The sequence below is a fragment of the Methanobacterium petrolearium genome (genome assembly GCF_017873625.1).
GTDB lineage: Archaea > Methanobacteriota > Methanobacteria > Methanobacteriales > Methanobacteriaceae > Methanobacterium > Methanobacterium petrolearium.
The window spans coordinates 215,686-234,950 of sequence record NZ_JAGGKL010000001.1; the positions used below are offsets into that span (position 1 = coordinate 215,686).

The 19,265-nt window shown below is 39.8% G+C and carries 20 protein-coding genes; 9 read left to right on the forward strand and 11 right to left on the reverse strand.

What is annotated here, in order from left to right; all coding sequences use genetic code 11:
• Positions 1–199 precede the first annotated feature (199 nt).
• Positions 200–1,399, forward strand: a complete 1,200-nt coding sequence (locus J2743_RS00995) for an HD domain-containing protein (protein ID WP_209624491.1) — start codon at positions 200–202, stop codon at positions 1,397–1,399.
• Between the two features lie 81 nt (positions 1,400–1,480).
• Here the strand turns inward: J2743_RS00995 and J2743_RS01000 are convergent, their stop codons facing one another.
• The 5 genes from J2743_RS01000 to J2743_RS01020 all read right to left on the reverse strand — a co-directional run bounded on the left by J2743_RS01000 (position 1,481) and on the right by J2743_RS01020 (position 4,273).
• Positions 1,481–1,951 (reverse strand): flavodoxin family protein, encoded by a 471-nt coding sequence (locus tag J2743_RS01000; RefSeq protein WP_209624493.1) that lies wholly within the window; start codon positions 1,949–1,951, stop codon positions 1,481–1,483.
• A 118-nt stretch (positions 1,952–2,069) separates the two neighbouring features.
• Positions 2,070–2,660 carry a TMEM175 family protein gene (locus tag J2743_RS01005; RefSeq protein WP_209624495.1) on the reverse strand — a complete coding sequence of 197 codons (591 nt, stop codon included), beginning with the start codon at positions 2,658–2,660 and terminating at the stop codon, positions 2,070–2,072.
• 54 nt (positions 2,661–2,714) lie between these two features.
• Positions 2,715–3,293, reverse strand: coding sequence for an imidazoleglycerol-phosphate dehydratase HisB (gene hisB / locus J2743_RS01010; protein WP_209624497.1), 579 nt, complete (start codon positions 3,291–3,293; stop codon positions 2,715–2,717).
• Positions 3,256–3,483: a 4Fe-4S binding protein gene (locus tag J2743_RS01015; protein WP_209624499.1), complete on the reverse strand. Its 228-nt coding sequence runs from the start codon at positions 3,481–3,483 to the stop codon at positions 3,256–3,258. Before J2743_RS01015 ends, hisB begins: the two co-directional genes overlap by 38 nt.
• A gap of 190 nt (positions 3,484–3,673) precedes the next feature.
• A complete protein-coding gene (locus J2743_RS01020; RefSeq protein ID WP_209624501.1) occupies positions 3,674–4,273 on the reverse strand; it encodes a flavodoxin family protein in 600 nt (199 codons plus the stop codon).
• Between the two features lie 229 nt (positions 4,274–4,502).
• Here J2743_RS01020 and J2743_RS01025 point away from each other — a divergent pair, with 229 nt between their 5' ends.
• A complete protein-coding gene (locus J2743_RS01025) occupies positions 4,503–5,435 on the forward strand; it encodes a DUF4013 domain-containing protein (RefSeq protein ID WP_209624884.1) in 933 nt (310 codons plus the stop codon).
• 118 nt (positions 5,436–5,553) lie between these two features.
• Here the strand turns inward: J2743_RS01025 and J2743_RS01030 are convergent, their stop codons facing one another.
• A complete protein-coding gene (locus tag J2743_RS01030) occupies positions 5,554–6,774 on the reverse strand; it encodes a bifunctional 5,6,7,8-tetrahydromethanopterin hydro-lyase/3-hexulose-6-phosphate synthase (protein ID WP_209624503.1) in 1,221 nt (406 codons plus the stop codon).
• Between the two features lie 209 nt (positions 6,775–6,983).
• Positions 6,984–8,276, reverse strand: coding sequence for a TrpB-like pyridoxal phosphate-dependent enzyme (locus tag J2743_RS01035; RefSeq protein ID WP_209624505.1), 1,293 nt, complete (start codon positions 8,274–8,276; stop codon positions 6,984–6,986).
• Between the two features lie 291 nt (positions 8,277–8,567).
• Here J2743_RS01035 and J2743_RS01040 point away from each other — a divergent pair, with 291 nt between their 5' ends.
• The 7 genes from J2743_RS01040 to albA all read left to right on the forward strand — a co-directional run bounded on the left by J2743_RS01040 (position 8,568) and on the right by albA (position 14,977).
• Positions 8,568–9,599: a DUF1786 domain-containing protein gene (locus J2743_RS01040; RefSeq protein ID WP_209624507.1), complete on the forward strand. Its 1,032-nt coding sequence runs from the start codon at positions 8,568–8,570 to the stop codon at positions 9,597–9,599.
• Entirely contained in the window at positions 9,599–10,246 is a 648-nt protein-coding gene (locus tag J2743_RS01045; RefSeq protein ID WP_209624509.1) for a PHP domain-containing protein, read from the forward strand. The genes J2743_RS01040 and J2743_RS01045 overlap by 1 nt, the downstream gene beginning before the upstream one ends.
• 85 nt (positions 10,247–10,331) lie before the next feature.
• Positions 10,332–11,126, forward strand: a complete 795-nt coding sequence (locus J2743_RS01050; RefSeq protein WP_209624510.1) for a DUF63 family protein — start codon at positions 10,332–10,334, stop codon at positions 11,124–11,126.
• Positions 11,127–11,250: 124 nt separating this feature from the next.
• The gene (locus J2743_RS01055) at positions 11,251–12,768 is read left to right on the forward strand and encodes a 2-isopropylmalate synthase (protein ID WP_209624512.1); all 1,518 of its coding nucleotides are present in this window, start codon (positions 11,251–11,253) and stop codon (positions 12,766–12,768) included.
• Between the two features lie 126 nt (positions 12,769–12,894).
• Positions 12,895–13,638, forward strand: coding sequence for a response regulator (locus J2743_RS01060; RefSeq protein ID WP_209624514.1), 744 nt, complete (start codon positions 12,895–12,897; stop codon positions 13,636–13,638).
• Between the two features lie 53 nt (positions 13,639–13,691).
• Positions 13,692–14,468 (forward strand): ATP-binding response regulator, encoded by a 777-nt coding sequence (locus tag J2743_RS01065; protein WP_245247900.1) that lies wholly within the window; start codon positions 13,692–13,694, stop codon positions 14,466–14,468.
• A 224-nt stretch (positions 14,469–14,692) separates the two neighbouring features.
• On the forward strand, positions 14,693–14,977 hold the full coding sequence (gene albA, locus J2743_RS01070; RefSeq protein ID WP_209624517.1) for a DNA-binding protein Alba: 285 nt from the start codon (positions 14,693–14,695) through the stop codon (positions 14,975–14,977).
• A 123-nt stretch (positions 14,978–15,100) separates the two neighbouring features.
• On the opposite strand, the gene J2743_RS01075 is transcribed toward albA, so the two are convergent.
• The 4 genes from J2743_RS01075 to J2743_RS01090 are packed head-to-tail and all read right to left on the reverse strand — an operon-like array spanning position 15,101 to position 19,137.
• On the reverse strand, positions 15,101–16,339 hold the full coding sequence (locus J2743_RS01075; RefSeq protein ID WP_209624519.1) for an outer membrane protein assembly factor BamB family protein: 1,239 nt from the start codon (positions 16,337–16,339) through the stop codon (positions 15,101–15,103).
• A gap of 45 nt (positions 16,340–16,384) precedes the next feature.
• Entirely contained in the window at positions 16,385–17,584 is a 1,200-nt protein-coding gene (locus tag J2743_RS01080; RefSeq protein ID WP_209624521.1) for an ABC transporter permease, read from the reverse strand.
• Entirely contained in the window at positions 17,581–18,669 is a 1,089-nt protein-coding gene (locus J2743_RS01085; protein ID WP_209624523.1) for an ATP-binding cassette domain-containing protein, read from the reverse strand. The genes J2743_RS01080 and J2743_RS01085 overlap by 4 nt, the downstream gene beginning before the upstream one ends.
• Positions 18,670–18,681: 12 nt before the next feature.
• Positions 18,682–19,137, reverse strand: a complete 456-nt coding sequence (locus J2743_RS01090) for a PadR family transcriptional regulator (protein ID WP_209624526.1) — start codon at positions 19,135–19,137, stop codon at positions 18,682–18,684.
• Positions 19,138–19,265 lie beyond the last annotated feature (128 nt).

Below are 19,265 nucleotides of genomic sequence, written 5' to 3' on the forward strand. Positions count from 1 at the left end.
TAGGCTGATTTGTGTGTTCAGGGTTTTCTAGGATAATTTTCTAAAGCACTCTTCAATCTATCAATTCATGAAATAAACCCAAAATAACCCATGAATTTTCACACCAACTCAGACATCCTGATATTCAACACACCATTATTATTTAATGTCAGTTGATACATAACAAGTTCACACGTAATATGTTCTGGTGTGTGTAGTAATGATCGAAAATCTCATCCAACGTTTTTCTAAAGCAGCCAGCATGCAACGCTGGAATGACCATATCCGTCCAGTCAAATTCACAGAACTGGATAAACAGGCTCATAAAATGGTAATTGCATATGTTATAGCTCGTTTTGAGGAAGACCATATGGGTGCGGGTAGTGTGGATTGGATAGCACTTATAGAGGGTGGAATTTTCGAATTTCTTCACAGAACAATTTTAACTGACATCAAACCTCCAGTATTTCATAGGATGATGAAGGAAAAGGGTTATGAGCTTAATAAACACGTTTTTAAGAAATTAGAAACTGATCTGGATGGGTTGGATGAAGATTTCCAGCAACGCTTTAGGGATTACTATTTAAAACAATCAAACACCCTGGAAAGACGAATTTTAAGGGCAGCCCACTACCTGGCCACCCAGTGGGAGTTCAAGATCATCTATCACACTGCACCTTTTATTTATGGTATTGACAAGACCAAAGAGAACATTGAAAACCAGATTGAGGATCATTACGATCTGATTGGTGTGCAGAAGATCCTTCTGGGTAAAAAGTCCTTTGGATTCATAGATCTTTGCGGTCAGCTCCGTTTCCAGAAACGCTGGGCCCATATTCCACGCATACCTGAAACTTCGGTACTGGGGCACATGTTCATTGTGGCTGCCACCAGTTACCTTTGTACCATGGAGATGGGCATTGAACCATGCCCTAAACGTTTCTACAACAACTTCTATGCGGGTTTATTCCATGATCTGCCTGAAGTTCTTACCAAAGACATCATATCTCCAGTTAAGGGATCAGTTGAAGGACTCAAGGAGATCATCAAGGATTATGAAGATTTTCAGATGAAAGAAGAACTTTTCCCACTCTTACCAAGACCGTGGCATGATGATATGAAATATTTTTCTGAATCAGAATTCGAAAACAAGGTACAGGAGAATCAAAAGATCTTTTTAGGTGTGAACTTCCAGGATCTCAATGAAAAATATAATAAAGATGAGTATTCTCCTCTGGATGGGGAGCTGTTGCACGCAGTTGATCGTCTGGCTGCTTTTATAGAAGCCAAACTTTCCATAGATCATGGCATAAAATCAACAGAACTGGAAGAAGCTGCAGAAAACATATACCATGAATATGAGGGTAGGACCATCTCAGGAATAGATTTTGGACGGATTTTTGACTATTTTAAAGAATAGAATAAAATTACTATTTTTTAAAGATATATGTTTTTAAAAGCGGTTTTTTAAAGTGGATTAGAATCAGGTTCTAATTCCACGTTATTCAATGAATTTTCCGGCAAATTCCTGTGTCATTGCTTCCCATCCTCCACTTTCCTGGGCTGTTTTTCCAATGACCAGTTTATCTACAAATTCCATTCCCTTATCTTCCAGGGTGTTGCGAATTTGGGTGGTGGCTATCTGAGAACCATTCCCGCCCATGGTAACCAGGGCAGCACATTTCTTACCGGAAGTGTTTTTTAACTCTTCCATGTACTGGTTAACACCCGGTGGGGTTCGGCTGGCCCATATAGGGCAGCTAACAATCAAACAATCGTAATCATTGATATCAGTAGTGCAAGGTTTAATGGGCCACTTCTTTTCTAAGTAGGCATGCACAGCTTTTATCATATACCATCTATCTTTTACGGGTTCAATACGTACTAAATCAGCGTTTATGTGTTTTTGCAGTTTCTGAGATACAGTGAAGGTTCTCCCAGAATAGGAATAACAGGCAATTAGGGTTTTCATTTTTTTTCTCTCCTAATTTTACTAATAATTATTTTAGGGGATACATATTATGTTTTATCCATATTTGAATAAGTTTTCCAGTTAAGCCAACCTTTTTAAATCTCAATAATTAATCCCACTAATTTTTGAAATAACTTTGTAGATTATAAAAAATTACTAATATAAACACGAGCATGCATCCTTCTGGGACTATAAAGGAAACAGCAATTGCTATCAAAGATAGTATGGGTAAAATAAGGTTCCCTTGTTTGATCATCTTCGCATATGGTTTTGCGGGTTCTTGTAACAGTTCATTTTTTACAGCATAGTTCCAGTTTGCATAAAATATAACACCTATAATAAACATGTTCAAAGCGAATATGAGCTGTGCAAACTGATATTGCCCATATTTGCTCACAAATGCTGCTGTAAATGGCACAATGGCAATTGGCATTAACCAGAGCATGTTTAAAATTTGAAATTTGACATCCGTGTATTTTATGGAGTAAAAAATATTATGATTCAACCACAAACTGCCTAAAATCGCAAAACTAATTATGTAAATACCTATTTGGGGCAGCAATGTGTTAAATATATAATCTCCGACAACGATGGGAGTTACATTAGCCGGCAGTGTAGGTACCTCAATACCCAAGACCAGCAGGGTCATAACGATAGCAAATATACCATCAGACAGTGCTTCAAGTCTGTTTCTTGGAATTTTTGGCATTGGAAGCTTTTTTATTCCGTTATTTTTTGACATGGAGTATAAAATCCTCTTTTTTTAGATGATACCTTTGGTACTAGGCACCATATCATGAATCACTCGGGTGGCATCATACAGGGCACGGGCCAGAGCTTTGAAGATGGCTTCCACCTGGTGGTGGTCATTTTCCCCTTCACAACGGGCATGAAGATTGATCTTACCAGTCTGGGCCAGTGACTCCAAAAAGTGACTCACATTCTCCGTACTAAGATCACCTACTTTGTCCTGGTGAAATTGAAAGTCGAAAACAGTGTAACTTCGACCGGAAAGGTCAACTGCCACCATGGCTAACGATTCATCCATGGGGATCAGGGCATGAGCCATCCTCCGGATTCCTTTTTTATTTCCCAAGGCTTCATGCAGGGCCTCGCCCAGGACTATCCCCACATCTTCCACAGTGTGGTGATCGTCTATTTCTACATCGCCACTGGCTTCCACTTTTAGGTCGAAAAGGCTATGCCTGGCGAAGGATTCAAGCATGTGATTTAGAAACTGGATCCCGGTTTCCACTTGGTACTGGCCTGTGCCATCCACATCCAGTTCAACAACTATGCTAGTTTCAGAGGTCTTCCTCTGTATCTTGCTTTTTCGATTCATCTTCATCATCCCTTATAATAAGTATTGCATTTTCCGGACACTTGGAAGCGCATATCGTGCACAGATGACAGTAACGTAGATTGGTGGCCATGGCCTTTTTATTCACATCCCATATCTTGGCTCCCTTGGGACATTCTTCCTTGCAAATACCACAGCCGGTGCACTTTTCATTATCAACTTCTATTCGCATCACAACACTCCTTATAACTTATAACTTATAATATATAAGAATTTAATTTTGAATTTTTAATATTTGAATATGGTGTTAAATTGCTTTTAAAGACCATAAAACTTTTTGTTAGTTATAACTTATACCTTATACTTCAGGGGATTTCCCTAATCAATTCAGTGATTTTTCCCAAAGTAGTTCATGGAATGTTTTATTCATTTTGGTATTTTTCCAGAAATTCATCAAATCTTTTAATGGTTTTTTTAAGACTCCTGAAACCTTCTTCATCTTCCTTCACGCCGTTAAGTGTGTCCTGGGACCAGAAGTTGGCTCCCAGATTAGAGCCGAAGGGCCCGCCACTGACAGGTATGGCTCCGTTTAGGATGTAGAACGTCATTATCTGTTGAATAGCCAGTTCTTGACCACCAGCACGGTCTCCTCCAACTGAAATCACCATTCCTATTTTATGTTTTAAAAAATCAATATCCACAGCTGCCGCAGCACGGGTACGGTCCATAACTGCCTTTATCTGGGCACTGACACCACCATTGTAGATGGGGGTGGCCATAATAATTCCATCAATGTCTTTTAAAAGAGGGTAAAGTTCATACATATCATCTTTTAACAAACACTCTCCTTTACGAATGCAATAATCACAGTTCCTACAGGGACCTATATCTTTGCCTCGAACAGTGAATAGTTGAGTGTCATACCCTTTTTCTTCCATCATATTCAGAGCTTCACTTAACACGTGCTCGGTGGCCTGTTTTCTGGGGCTTCCACATATTCCTAAAATTGTTTTTGTCACCATCAATTCCCCCACTTAAGGATAATTTGAATTTATTATGTTTTAACTTTTTTTAGTTTTGTTGTAGATAGGGGCAATTGAGATAAGAGAGGTTGAAATCATGTTGCAATTTTATTTCTCAACTATTTAACTTATGATAAATGAGTATGAATTATTTATTTAAGCGTAGTAACTATAAATAGAATATGGATGGATGATTGATTAGTGGGATGATTTCAAATGGAGCTCTGGTATGAATATTAAGCAAATTGTAAGGGATTCTTTAAGATATCCGTTATTAGATTGGAAGAAATTTTTGTTTTTTGGTATTCTTATTGTGATTTCAGAGACAAGTTTAAATTATTTTACAAGTATTTTAAGTAATGTTTCAATTCCTCTTTTAGTTGTAATTAATTTTATCGTAATATTTTTAGTTGATGGTTATTATTTTAAAATCGTGAAATCATCTTTAAGCAATGTATTAAAACCTCCAGAATTTGATGATTGGAAAATTATGTTCGTAAATGGGGTTAAAATATCATTTGTATACATTATTTATTTGATCCCCATTATTCTGATTATAATATGTTTTTTGATATTATTTCCTTCAACTATTGTAACTGCCATAAACATCATTGAATATCATCCCCTGTCTGCTGGTAAAATGATCCAGTATATGTTATGGTATTTAACGGGAGGAATTTGGTCCTACATTGGAACTGTATATCTCGTTATTGTGTATCCTATTATGAATGTTGCAGTAGCTCACATGGCCTGCCATGATAGTAAAATAGGCACAGCTTTCAAATTCCGTGAAATATCCAATAAAATTAATGAAGTAGGATGGAAAGATTTAGTAATATGGTATATTGTGGTAGAAATTATAGTTTTTGCAATAAGCATGATGGGATATTTAATTAGGTTATTTTTTGTTGTCATGGTCCTTCATTTTGGGATGAATATTAATCCGATTTTAGGCATTCTAGACTTGTTAATCATAGTTCCGTATTATGCCATGTTTTTTGCCAGAGCATTGGCATTATTTTACATTTCAGGAAATGAAAAGTATCTGATATGCGAAAAATGTGGAGGTTACTATGAATTACAGTCTGGTGAGTCTCCAGAAGATTTTCAAGAATGTGAGTGTGGTGGAAAATTAAAATATTCCAAAAAAATTAAGAAATAACAATTTTTGCCCCCATATTAAACTAAAAATAAACTGTAAGGTTAAATTTAGTAAAAAATATTGTAAAAAAAAGGTTATTTAAGAGCATTTGCAAAATGCTCTTGAGATTTTTTAAGTTTTAGATAGATTCATCTTCATCCAAGGCTAACCGCATGGTGTCTGGATCTTGAGGCATTTTTTCCAGGAATTCTTCGGCTGCGTAGCGTACATCTCTGGAACCGATGATGTATCGACCTACCACGATGATATCCGCGCTACTGTCCAGGGCTTCGTCCATCTTCTTAGGCACTATTCCACCAGCCACAGCCACCAATCCTTTTTCACCCAGGATCTCTTTAATCTTGGTTATGTTACCCCATTCGGTCATTTCTTCCTGTACTTCGCCACGTTCGGCTTTCAAGGTTTCTAAGTCCACATTACGGTGTAAGAGGACGATGTTAGGTTTGTAGGTAAGTCCTTCAAGCTTTTCAGTGAAGTTGTCCACATTCATCATGTCCAGGATGGAGTAGATGCCCTGTTTCTGGGCTTCGTGAACTGCTTTTTCAATTGATTCCTTTGTACCCAGACCAGAGATGGCCACGGCATCAGCAGTTTCATCAGCAGCCATTTTAACTTCAATTCGACCCACATCCAATGTTTTGAGGTCGGCAATTATGAAGGCGTCTTTTCTGAGTTCCCGGATTTTGCTGACAATTCCCACTCCGAACTTCTTAACCAGGGGTGTTCCTGCTTCGATGAGGATTCTCTCCCTGTCGGGTAAACTTTCAATTATGCGTTCCATTTCCTGTAGATTATCTAGGTCAAGGGCCACCTGCAGGTAAGGTGGTTTCCACAGTCTGGTAACTTTGAATCCCATTATGGGGTGTGCTCCTCTGTCTTTTTCTGCTAAAACTTTGTCGACGGATGGATATCCTTCCATGGCTCTTTTCAGAGCCAGTTTGGTTGCTCCATAGTTGTACTGGTAGATTTTACGGTAATCTGTTGCTTCAGGGTGGATGAACACACTGATGATTAAAACCATATCTTCAGCATTTTCTTTGGGTAAAATTCCTTCTTCCACTGCATCAGCCACGGCTCGGCCTACTGCAGTTTGAGCGGGTCCAAATACTTTGTTGGCATCATCCAAACAGCGCACGCTGACCTTAGGCACTATGAGTGTCGCTGGTTTGGTCATCAAATTGGGTCTGATTACTGAAAGCAGGGGGGTGTGGCCCAGTGAAAGATTCGACATATTGTTTACAAATGCTGTTCCGGCAGGGCCGTTCTTATCTCCAATTACCAAATCAATGTGAGCTATTTCATTACCATTTCCGATCAAGGCTTCCCCTATTAGGTACATAAACATGATCCTCCTTTTATAAGTCTCATTTGTATCTATATGGTTAACTGGTATAAATAGAGTGCGATGAACTTGAGGGTGGGAATGGTTACAAAAACTTTTTTAGAAAAAGACTAACCTTTGAAAATCCAGTTGGAAATTCGGAAACTTTTGCAGTAAACAAGATCAAATGAGTTTTATTAAAAAAGATAAAAAAAGATAAAAGATGGTTAATCTTCTATTTTACCCTCTAAATAATCAGCATAGCCTGCTAAATCCAGGAGGCCATGACCAGAGAAGTTAATAACGATGTTTTTCTCTTCACCGGTCTTTTTACATTTAAGTGCTTCGTCTATTCCAGTTTTTATGGCATGGCATGTTTCTGGGGCAGGTACGATCCCTTCAGTTCTGGCAAACAGCACTCCACTCTTGAAGATGTCGGTCTGTTCAACAGTTCTTGATTCTACAATACCCTCATGAACCAGTAAAGCTACTAATGGTGAAACTCCATGGTATCTGAGGCCACCGGCATGGTCAGCGGGGGGAATGAAGTTATGGCCCAGGGTGTACATTTTGATTAGTGGAGTAAGTCCTGCAGTGTCTCCAAAGTCATAACAGTACTCACCCTTGGTCAGGGTGGGACAGTGGGATGGTTCCACAGCTATAAATTTACAGTCGATTTTTCCATCTAACTGATCTTTGATGAGGGGGAAGGCTGCTCCTGCATAATTACTACCTCCACCCACACAGCCAATCATGACATCAGGTGATTCATCGAAGATTTCCAGTTGTTTCTGGATTTCCTGACCTATAATGGTCTGGTGTAGCATTACATGGTTTAGAACACTTCCCAGGGAATAGTAAACTTTTTCATCGTTTAAAGCGTCTTCAACTGCCTCTGAAATGGCCACACCCAGAGTTCCAGGATGGTCTGGGTTTTCTTTGAGTATTTTTCTACCAAATTCTGTTTTATCACTTGGTGATGCTAAAATTTCCCCATCGTAAAGTTCCATAATGGTTTTTCGGTAGGGTTTCTGGTTGAATGATACTTTAACCATGTAAACTGTGCAGTCAATGTCCATCAGTTTGCAGGCCAGTGAAAGGGCAGTTCCCCACTGTCCAGCACCGGTTTCGGTGGTTAAACGTTCTATACCATCTTTTTTGGCGTAGTATGCTTGGGCTATGGCGGTGTTGAGTTTGTGGCTTCCTGTGGGGGATGTGTCTTCTCTTTTGTAGAATATCTTGGCAGGTGTGTCCAGATGTGCTTCCAGGGCTTTAGCTCTGACCAGGGGGCTGGGACGGCCCATCTGCTTGTAAATGTTTCTTACTTCTTTAGGGATTTTGATGTATCTTTCTGTGGATAGTTCCTGTTCTAACACTCCTTTGGAGAAGATTTTTGGCAGATTTTCCAGTTGATGCCCCTCTTCTGTCTGGTCGTAGGGTGGAAATTCCACAGGTAAGTCCGCGGCGATATTGTACCATTTTTTAGGGATTTCTTTTTCAGTTAATTTCACACTGTACATGGTTTTTACCTCGATTTTCTTGGATTTAAGAAATATTATTTGAAATAGCTTATTTTAATGTTAATACCGTTATTTTCACTAATTTTTTCATTAATGCACTTCAGATATAATTTAAAAGTTTAGAATTTTTCGTTATAAAAATCTTATTCTAGCAAACATCAACTTCAAGTGTAAATATTTCCCAAGCTGCTAACACCAAAATATACTTAACGTACTATTTAAACCTTTGTTGTATAGATATGTACATTATCGGATTGCTTTAATAAAAACCTTGAACATATAAATTAAACCATGAAAATACTGGCCATAGATGTGGGTACTGGAACCCAGGATATAATGTTATATGATTCTTACGAGCCCATGGAAAATGCGGTGAAGCTGGTTCTTCCTTCTCCAACCAGAATCATGGAGAACAAAATAAGAAAGCATCACCATGACATTTTTTTAACTGGAGAAACCGTGGGTGGAGGTCCTGTTAACAGGGCCATAAAAACTCATCTTGAAAAGGGATACCGGGTGTTAATGACTGAGAACTCTGCCAGAACAGTTCGGGATGACCTGGAAAGGGTCAGATCCCTGGGGGTGGAGATAGTTCCTGCTGGGGAAAAACACCCGGAAATTGCAGAATTAGAACTTAAAGATGTTGATTTAAGGGCGGTTGGAAATTCATTATCCAATTTTGATGTGGAATTAGATTTTGACTATGTGGGTGTGGCAGTGCAGGATCATGGATACCAGGAGGGAACCGGAGATAGGAACTTCCGATTCCAAAAGATAAAGGAAAAACTGGATATTCCCCGGACTCCTGAAGAATTTGCATATTATGGTGAGGTTCCGGAATATTTCACCCGCATGCAAGGGGTACTTAGAACTCTTAAAGGGTACGATCCCATGGTCATGGACTCCAAATTTGCATCCATATGTGGAGCCACCGTGGATCCTTTGGTTGCTGAAATTGACACCTATGTGGCTATGGATGTGGGTAATGGACACACTCTGGCAGCAGCATTCATGGATGGGAAAATACACGGAGTTTTTGAACACCACACAGGCCTTCTCACCCCACAAAAAATAGAAAAACTGGTTAACAGGCTTTCTGAAGGGATCATCACTCACGAAGAAGTTCATGGGGATGGAGGCCATGGTGCATGGACCATCGATGCAATTGGGGCCTTTGAATGCGTGGTGGCCACCGGACCAAAACGTGCTATTCTTGCTGATACTAATTTAAAGGTTCATAACGCCGCTCCCGGGGGGGATGTGATGATGACTGGACCTGCTGGGCTGATCAAGGCCATAATGACTGGAAAAGGAGTTTACTGATGATCATCGATCCTCACATTCACAGCACTTATTCAGGAGATTCTACAGCTACAGTAAAAGACATAGTCAAACATTCACGTAAAATTGGTCTGGATGCCATTGCCATCGCTGATCACGACTCTTTAAAGGGATCTGATGCTGCTTTAAAAGAGTTCGGTAGGATGGATGATCTGGTCATCATCCCGGCCATGGAAGTTTCCACCAGCAAGGGACACATCGTTGCTCTGGGTATAAGTGAGGAAATACCCAAGAAAATCTCACCAGAAGAGACAATCGAACTCATAAGGGTTCAAGGAGGGATTGCAGTAGTTGCTCATCCTTTTGTTGCCTATAGGGACGGTCTTTTCACTAATGTGGATTACGTGGAGGTGGATGCCATGGAAACCCTTAACTCTCGTTATATTTTTGGATACTCCAACTGGAGGGCTAAAAAGCTGGCAGAAGAGAAAAACATCCCTCAAATAGGTTCCAGTGATGCTCACTTTTTGGGAGCTATTGGGAGTTGTGTCACTGAACTGGAAGCGGATTTCTCAGTGGATAGTATTCTTAAAGGAATTCTTGCTGGTAAAACCACTGTTTACGGGGATCGCACACCTTTACCTCTCATCCTTAAAGAGGTTATAAATAAGAAGATCCGGCGTATTTAACTATTATTTCTCCTTTTTTACTCGTATTGAATAAGTTAAGATAAATTAAGATAAGTTTAAATATTTTAACTCCCTATCTAGTGCCATGGTCTTTGATTCCATTATACAGTACATTCATGAGAACTTCGTTTACTTACACCCGGGGTACACGCTCTTTAATACCATTGTATTTGGTATCCTTCTGGGTTTAGTTATTCTTTTAATTATCAGAATGTTTCGCTGGATAGATAAGGATCCTAAGGACCTTTTCATCCCGCTCATCCCTTTCATATTCTTCGGATCCAGTGCACGTGCCCTGGTGGATAATGGGATATATCCATTAACTTACATCCTGGTAACCCCTGGAATATATCTTTTAACAGGGTTTTCAGCCATATTCACCCTCTTAGCATCGGTTTTAATTGAACGTAAGACTGGCTGGGACTACCGTTACATCATATTTGCTGTTGGTGTGGCTATGTGCATCCCTAACATATATTATACTCAACATCTTAATCTGGTTGCATTATTCCAGGTTCTTGGATCCTGGGCTCTAGTGTCTGCTCCATTTGTGTTACTTAGTAGGAAATGGAGTCTTTTAAAGGATAAATTCAATCTTGCTGTCCTCTTGGCCCACATCTTTGATGCCAGCACCACCTTTATAGCGGTGGATTTCTATGGGTATGGTGAACAACATGTATTGCCTAATGCCCTCACCCAGTTGGCAGACAGTGCCATAGTAATGTACCCATTAAAAATAGCAGTTATCCTCCCTGCACTCTACATTATTGACACATATGTAGAGGATAAAACCATTCGAAACATGTTAAAATTGGCCATATTTATTCTGGGACTGGCACCCGGTTTAAGAAATTTTTTAAGTCTGAGTATGGGTACATGAGTCTTACAATGGTTTTATACTCCTTTTAAGGATGCAATCAAAAACTCATTTTTTAACACAATTTTTTTATTAAATCCCATATAAAGATCAAAAATAATTATGTCAAACCACAAGGGGTCTTCCCATGTACATAGATAAAGTAAAAAAAGAAATGAAATTACCTGAAAAGGTGCGAATATTCGACACTACCCTCCGTGATGGTGAACAAACACCAGGGGTGGCTATAACACCAGACGAAAAGATTAGAATAGCCAAAAGACTGGATAAATTGGGAGTGGATGTTATAGAAGTGGGATTCCCAGCCGCGTCACTAGGTGAGCGTAAAGCTGCCCAGGAAATTAAAAGTCTTGGACTTAATGCACGGGTATGTGGTTTGGCAAGAGTACTGCAGGAAGACTTAGACGCAGCTATAGACTCAGATGTGGATTACATTCACACCTTCATTGGAACATCTCCCCTCCACAGGGAATACAAGTTACACATGAGTCAGGAGGAGATACTCACCAAATCTGTGGATGCAGTGGAGTACATTAAAGATCATGGAATCATCGCTGAATTTTCAGCAGAAGACGCAACCAGGACAGAGTTCGAATACCTGAAAGAGATCTACTCTGCAGTAGAGGATGCCGGGGCGGATGTAATCAATGTCCCGGATACTGTAGGGGTCATGGTTCCGGCATCAATGCGTAAACTCATTGAAGACCTTAAAAAGGTTGTAAACATCCCTATAAGTGTCCATTGTCATGATGATTTTGGCCTAGCAGTGGCTAACAGCTTGGTGGCAGTGGAAGCTGGTGCCCAGCAGGTTCATGCAACCATAAACGGTTTAGGAGAAAGAGCAGGAAACACATCCTTAGAAGAGGTTGTGATGGCCCTTATGGTTACTTATGGTGTTAAAACCAACATCAACACCGAACTTCTGGTGGGCACTTCGGGGTTGGTTTCCAGGATCACAGGGGTGAAAATGCCTCCGAATAAAGCCATTGTTGGGGACAATGCCTTTGCCCATGAAGCAGGGATACATGTCCATGGAGTACTGCAGAAAGCCGAAACCTATGAACCCCTTAAACCAGAGATGGTGGGTCACTCCCGCCGCATAGTCATGGGAAAACACACTGGGGCCCGCGCTATACGGTCTAAACTGGATGATTATGGAATTGAAATGGATGAAGATCAGTTCTGCAGTCTATACGACCAGGTGAAGAAACTGGGAGACAAGGGGAAAATGGTAACTGATGCGGATCTCCATGCCCTAGCTGAAACAGTCATAGGAAAGCCAAAAGAAGAAAAAGTCAAGTTAGAAGGATTCACCGTCATGACTGGAGATAACGTACTCCCTACAGCTACGGTTAAACTCAATATTGAGGGTAAAGTTAAAACTGCGGCAAAAACTGGGGTGGGTCCGGTTGACGCTGCTATAAATGCCATTCAAAGTTTAGTGAGGGAAATAGCTGAGATAGAACTCAGGGAATATCATATAGATGCCATAACCGGGGGTACAAATGCCCTGGCAGAGGTATTTGTCATAGTGGCTGATAAAGAAGGTAACAGTGCTACTGGGCGTTCTACAGTTGAAGATGTTGTCATGGCCAGTGTAGAGGCTGTTTTAGATGCAATAAACAAGATTCTCATGGAAAGATAAAACTGGTGGCATGTTTCTTAAGAATCCTTATATTGAATCAAGGATATACTAGCAACTAACAGCAAAATATTAACAAGTAACAATAAAAAAATAAAATCTAGTGGTGAAGTCCGGGGTGCAGATGAAGTGAACAGTGCAACTATTCTGGTGGTGGAAGATGAAAGGATCACTGCCGAAGATATCAGGGCGGGACTGAGATCGGTTGGATATAAAGTCCCAGTAATCTGTTCTGAAGGGGAAGATGCTGTTAAGCAGGCTCAAAGATTGGAGCCTGATCTTGTTCTAATGGATATTAAGTTAGATGGTGAAATGGATGGTATTCAAGCTGCAGCTGAGATAAGAAAGTCACAAGACATTCCAGTAATTTATCTGACAGCTTATGCTGATGAAAAGACAGTGGAGAGGGCTAAAATTACTGAACCCTCAGGGTTCCTGGTTAAGGGTCAGGGTCTGTTAAACAAACCTTTTGACGAGCGTGAACTTAATGCTGCTATAGAGATAACCCTTTACCGACATCAGATGGAAAAAGAGCATGATCAGATCTCTTCTGCAATGTTTCGGAAGATTACAGAAGCAGTGATCGCGACCAACTCCACAGGCCAAATAAGGTTTATTAATTCTTTAGCTGAGACTTTGACTGGTTGGAATAAGACAGAAGCACTTGGAAAAGACTTAGAAGAAGTTTTTTTACCATTGGGGGAAGTGACTGATGAGGTTTCCCTGGAAGAAGTCCTACCAGAAAAGCAGATTTCTGAGTTAATATCTCGCAACGGGTCACGGGTCATGATTCAAGGCACAGTAACCCCAATTAAAGATTATAAAAAAAGGGTAACTGGTCTGGTAGTGGTTTTTAAGGTTCAAGAAGAATAATCTGACTGGGTATTGTCAAAGATATGCAATGTCAATATTCATTTGGGGAGATAATGAGGGAGGTTAATGAAGTGGCAACTGTAAATATTTTGATAGTGGAAGATGAAAGAATAACAGCTCAAGACATAAAAAAGGCTCTAAATAGTGTGGGATATGAGGTTCCTGCCATTGTTTCTTCTGGTGAAGATGCCATTAAAATGTCTGAAGAGTTAAAACCAGATCTAGTTCTAATGGATATTAAATTGGAGGGTGAAATGGATGGTATCCAGGCAGCAGAAAAGATCAGATCTAAGCTGGGCATTCCAATTATCTATTTAACTGCTTATTCTGATGAAAAAACGGTTCAAAGGGCAAAAGTAACTGAACCTTCTGGATTTATCCTGAAACAGCCCTATGGATTTTTACGAAAACCATTTGAAGAAAGTGAACTTAGCACTGCTATTGAAATTACTCTTTATAGGCATAGGCTGGAAAAAAGGCTCAGAAAACATGATCAATGGTTGGGGGCCATGCTTAGAAGTATAAGTGACGCGGTCATTGCCACGGACCCCAAGGGACAGGTGAGGTTCATGAATATCATGGCTGAAGAATTAACTGGTTGGTTGGAAGAAGATGCTTTAGGCCATGATGTACGGAATATATTCAAGCCCATGGATTACAAGTTTCCTATTGCTGAAGATATTACTTTAAAAGAAGAATTTTCTTTTAATAAGGCCATACTCACAACTAAAGATGAGAGTACCATTACGGTTGATGGTAGTGTAACTCCCATTCGCAGTATTGATGGTGTAATGGATGGTTTCGTGGTGATATTCCGTTCCGTAGAATGATGACACTTTAGTATGAATTGGTTTTTAAATGAACTAGAAAAATAAAGGTTTAATAATGAAATATCTTTATAAAAACCGTATCAGTTTAGATATTCGTTGATTATCAACATTTTTTATTTTTAGGGATTTAGAAGTTCTTATTTCCTTAAAGAACAGTTTGCATAAACTATATATAATACTTAGTAACACAAAACAATCATTGTATATCAATGGAGGTTAAAGCGATGTCAGAGGAAAATGTAGTGTACATTGGAAACAAACCGGTAATGAACTATGTATTAGCTGTTGTAACTCAGATGAACGGTGGAACGCCCGAAGTAATACTTAAAGCAAGGGGAAGAGCCATTTCTCGGGCAGTGGATGTTGCAGAAATAGTCAGAAACAGGTTCATAACCGACGTGACTATTGGAAGCATCGATATATGCACCGAAGAAATTATGAGCAACGAAGGAACTTCAACCAATGTTTCTGCCATTGAAATACAACTTTCAAAGGATTTCAGCAAATAGTTTTTAAAACTACTGTTTTTTATTTTTTTTCCTTTATTGGTAGTTGTTTATTTTTCCCTATTTTTTCTAATTCTATTCTAAAGAATGTTCATCCAAAGAAAATTTAAAGGAATATTTATTCCTTTATTCTTCTTTTTTCCTTCTGTTACGGATGGTTCTAACCACTACTAGGAATGCAATGATAACTACTATGGCTCCTCCTATGTAGTAGGCATATAGAGATGTTGGACCACTCATTTTGTCATTGTTCAGGGCATATAGGGATCCGTCACCTGCACCGATATAGATCATATTTCCGTAAACTGCAGGAGATGATTGTATGGGCTGGTTAATAATACCGTAACCTGGGTTGTAAGTCCATTCTTCGTTCCCGTTGTATTTGTTTAATATGTAAACTGCTCCACCGTCGGATCCGAAGACTATTTTGTTATCAACAATAGCTGGAGATGATTTTACTGTTCCACTGGTGTTATAATCCCATTTTTCGTCTCCGGTTCGGGTGTCTAAACAGGCCATTCTGCCGTTATCCGCACCGATAAACAAACTGTTATCATAGGTGTCAATGGCAGGTGAAGAGGCAACTGGTTTTCCCATATCATAGTTCCACTTAAGGGTTCCGTTGTTGATGGTAACAGCATACACTTTACCATCATCTGATCCAACGTACACCACACCATTCATCACTGCTGGAGATGATTCAATTTTATCTCCTGTTGTGTATTCCCAGGTTTTATTTCCATTGGCAACGTCTAGGGCGTATATCTTACCATCATCTGATCCAACAAGTAAAGTATCACTGGAGATAACTGGAGATGATTTAACAGCATTTCCAGTTTCGTACTCCCATTTTTTACTACCATCGGTTGCATCAATAGCATAGACCCTCCCATCATTTGAACCTACATAAATGGTGTTGTTATAAATTATGGGGGAGGATTCTATGGAATTACCAGTTTTGTATTTCCATTTAACATCTCCGTTTTTAATATCTTGTGCGTAAAGATACCCATCATTTGATCCTACATATAAATAGTCTCCGGATATTGCTGGGGATGATACAATAGCGCCGTCAGTTTTATAATCCCACAGTTTAGTGCCATCTTCCAGATTAACTGCGTATACATGTCCATCTTCTGAACCGAAATATGCTATTTTGTTTAAGATGGCGGGGGATGATGTTATGGCACCCTGGGTGCTGAAGTACCAGACAGTGGGTGTGAAATCAGCAGCCTGATCAAGGTAACCGGTGCGTTGAGCATTTTCATGGAACATGTTCCAATCTGCCCCTGCAACGGCAGCAGGTGATGCCAGAAGGCAGGTTATCATAACTCCTAAGATTATTTGTTTTTTTCCAATATTCATAATATTCACCTGATTCAAATTACATTTTTAATAATCCTTACTCTCCTAGATGTCTCTGTTAAATCGGGTTACACCCATTGCAAAGAATAGTAGTGTGAAGCCCAGGAGAACAACTAATTCAACCCATATGTCTCCAATTCCAGCTCCTTGTAACATAACCGCCCTTAATGCATTGTTAGCATAGGTTAATGGTGCGATGTATGCTATTTTTTGGAATATCCAGGGCATGGTTTCCAGAGGATAAAATACTCCTGATATGAACATCATAGGCATGCTGAAGGGCATTACCATCTGAACATAGTCTTCCTGAGTACTGACCCGTGCCGAGACCATTATTCCGAAACCCACAAAACACAAGGCGGTAAGTATCAGGAGGAGTATGGTGAGTAATATGCTACCTGCTATGGTGATATTAAACAGTATTATGGCTGCAGCAAGCAGTACCATGGCCGTAGCTGTTTGAATGATGAGTCTGGATATTATTTTGCCACCCACCACAGTAGAAACACTGGTAGGAGTCATGAATAACCGGGCTAACTCACCTCGTTCTCGTTCACCTGCCAGGGATTCTCCCATGCTCATCATAGCACCCATCATAACTGTCATGGCCAGAATTGCAGGCACCAAGAAGTCAATGTATTTGATATCTCCATAGATCTTGTTGATCTGGAAATTGATGGAGTTCATGATGTTCTGGAAGTTTATGCCAGATAGTCCAGAAGAAGCTTGCACTCCCTGGGACTGCACCTGAAGGGCTGCAGATTGTGTTTGCAAGGCTTCCAACTTTTGCATCCCAATTTCTGCAGACATCTGGCTGAAAAGTGCCTGTGTTGCCGGAACCAGCACACTGGTTGCCATCTGGTCTGATGAATCAACGTAAACTACCACTGACTTGGAGTTACTATCGTTAAGATCCTCATAATCTGAAGGTAATATAATGGCTGCTTTGACCTGCCCAGATTCTACCATTTCCCGCCCCCGTTGAGGGTCGCCAATTATGTCCTTCACATCATAAAGTGAACTATTTTTAATGGCGTTAATGGTGGTATCAGTCATCTGACCATCTGTTTGTTTAACCACAACTATGGGGACGTTTTCAATGGATCCCCCCATACCATAGCCGAAAAGGGCGATCATGAGTATGGGAAAAAGGAAAATGGAGAACAAACGGGGTTTATGTCTCCACAGGACTAATAAGTCTTTTTTAATCATCCATATGATTTTTTTGGTTTCCACCTTTTTCATTCCTCTTCACCTTCTCCTTTTTTGGGCTTTTTGATGGTAACTTTCATGAATACATCCTCTAATGAAGGGTCTTTCGTTGAAATTGAGGTTATGTTACCTCCACTTTCCATAATTGCAGCAATAACCTGGGTCACTGCAGTTTTGGTGTTGGCCAGTTTAAAGGCCAGCCTACCCGACCGGTGGGTTTCAATATCCAGAACACAGGGGATTTGAGATAATTTGTTAATCAGTTCATTATCTGAACTAGTGACCATTAAACTCATTTCCCTGGCTTTATCTATTTCAGATTCATTAACAACTTCTTTTAACTTGCAGAATGAAGGATTTTCACTGTCATTGGTGGGAGAATCCTCCATTTCACGTACAATTTTTCCTATATTGCTCTCAACACTTTTTTCCTGTGTAAGTATAGTGTCTTTTAAGCCCTGGGGAGTGTCAAATGCTACCAATTTTCCCAGGTTGATTATACCCACATGGTCACACAGCATATCCACTTCGTACATGTCATGTGAGCAGAGAATTATAGTATGACCTTTCTGGTTTAATTCATCGATAAGATCCCACAGTACACTTTTGGTGGTGGGATCCAGGCCAATGGTGGGTTCATCAAGGAAGAGAATGTCTGGTTGGTGCACCAGACTGGCAACTACAGATACCTTCTGTTTCTGCCCGCCTGACATTTGCTTGATCATTTTATTTTCTGCGTACTTAATGTCCACCAATTCCATCAATTCATCAATTCTCTGTTCTTTAAGGTCTTCAGGCATTCCGTAATAATCTGCACAGAGTTCAGCATTTTCTCGAGCTGTAAGATCAGCATAAAGGCTCACTAATTGTGGAACCATCCCTATTTTATGGCGAACTTCGTTGGGATTTTTTATTATGTCATAACCTGCCACATGTGCGGTTCCGGATGTGGGTGGGATTAGGCAAGTTAACATCTTAATTGTCGTGGTTTTACCTGCTCCATTAGGTCCTAAAAAACCGAAAATACTTTTGTTTTTAACCTTCAACTGCAGTTCATCCACCGCTGTGAAGTCTCCATAGTGTTTGGTAAGATCGAAGGTTTCTATGGCGTATTTCATAAAACATATCTCCTAACTTCTTTTGAGGGTGAACATGTCTCCCATGAATTCTTTCCACATGTCAGTCGCACCTAATTCTCTGCCATGGACAATTATCTGTCGTATGCGATCAAGGCTAGCTTCTCCTTCTTCAGTTATTTCATAATATTTAACCTTTCTTTTACCCTGATGCTCCCATTTCCCGCTTATAAGTCCTTTTTTTTCCAATTTGTGCAGTACAGGATAAATTACGCTGGCACTGGGCATTTTTTTATCCAGGGGTGATGCGGCATGTAGTTGGGTCATTATTTCATATCCATGTTGTCGTTTCCTGCTGATGAGCCACAGGATCATGATGTTACCAAAACCTCTCATGAATCCCTTGATCATTTTTTTATCATATTTGGGTAGGTTTTCGATTTCACATTCAAAATCATGCTTTTTTCCATCATCTCCTGTTTCTACAGCATTTGAATCTTCTTTTACCATTTTAGAACTCCAATTAGAGATGTTTACATATAATCTTGATATATAACTTTTTAATATATCAAAATATGATATATTGTGTTGGGATATAATCTAATGTAACTAGCACTATATAAATGGGTCGGTTTTAC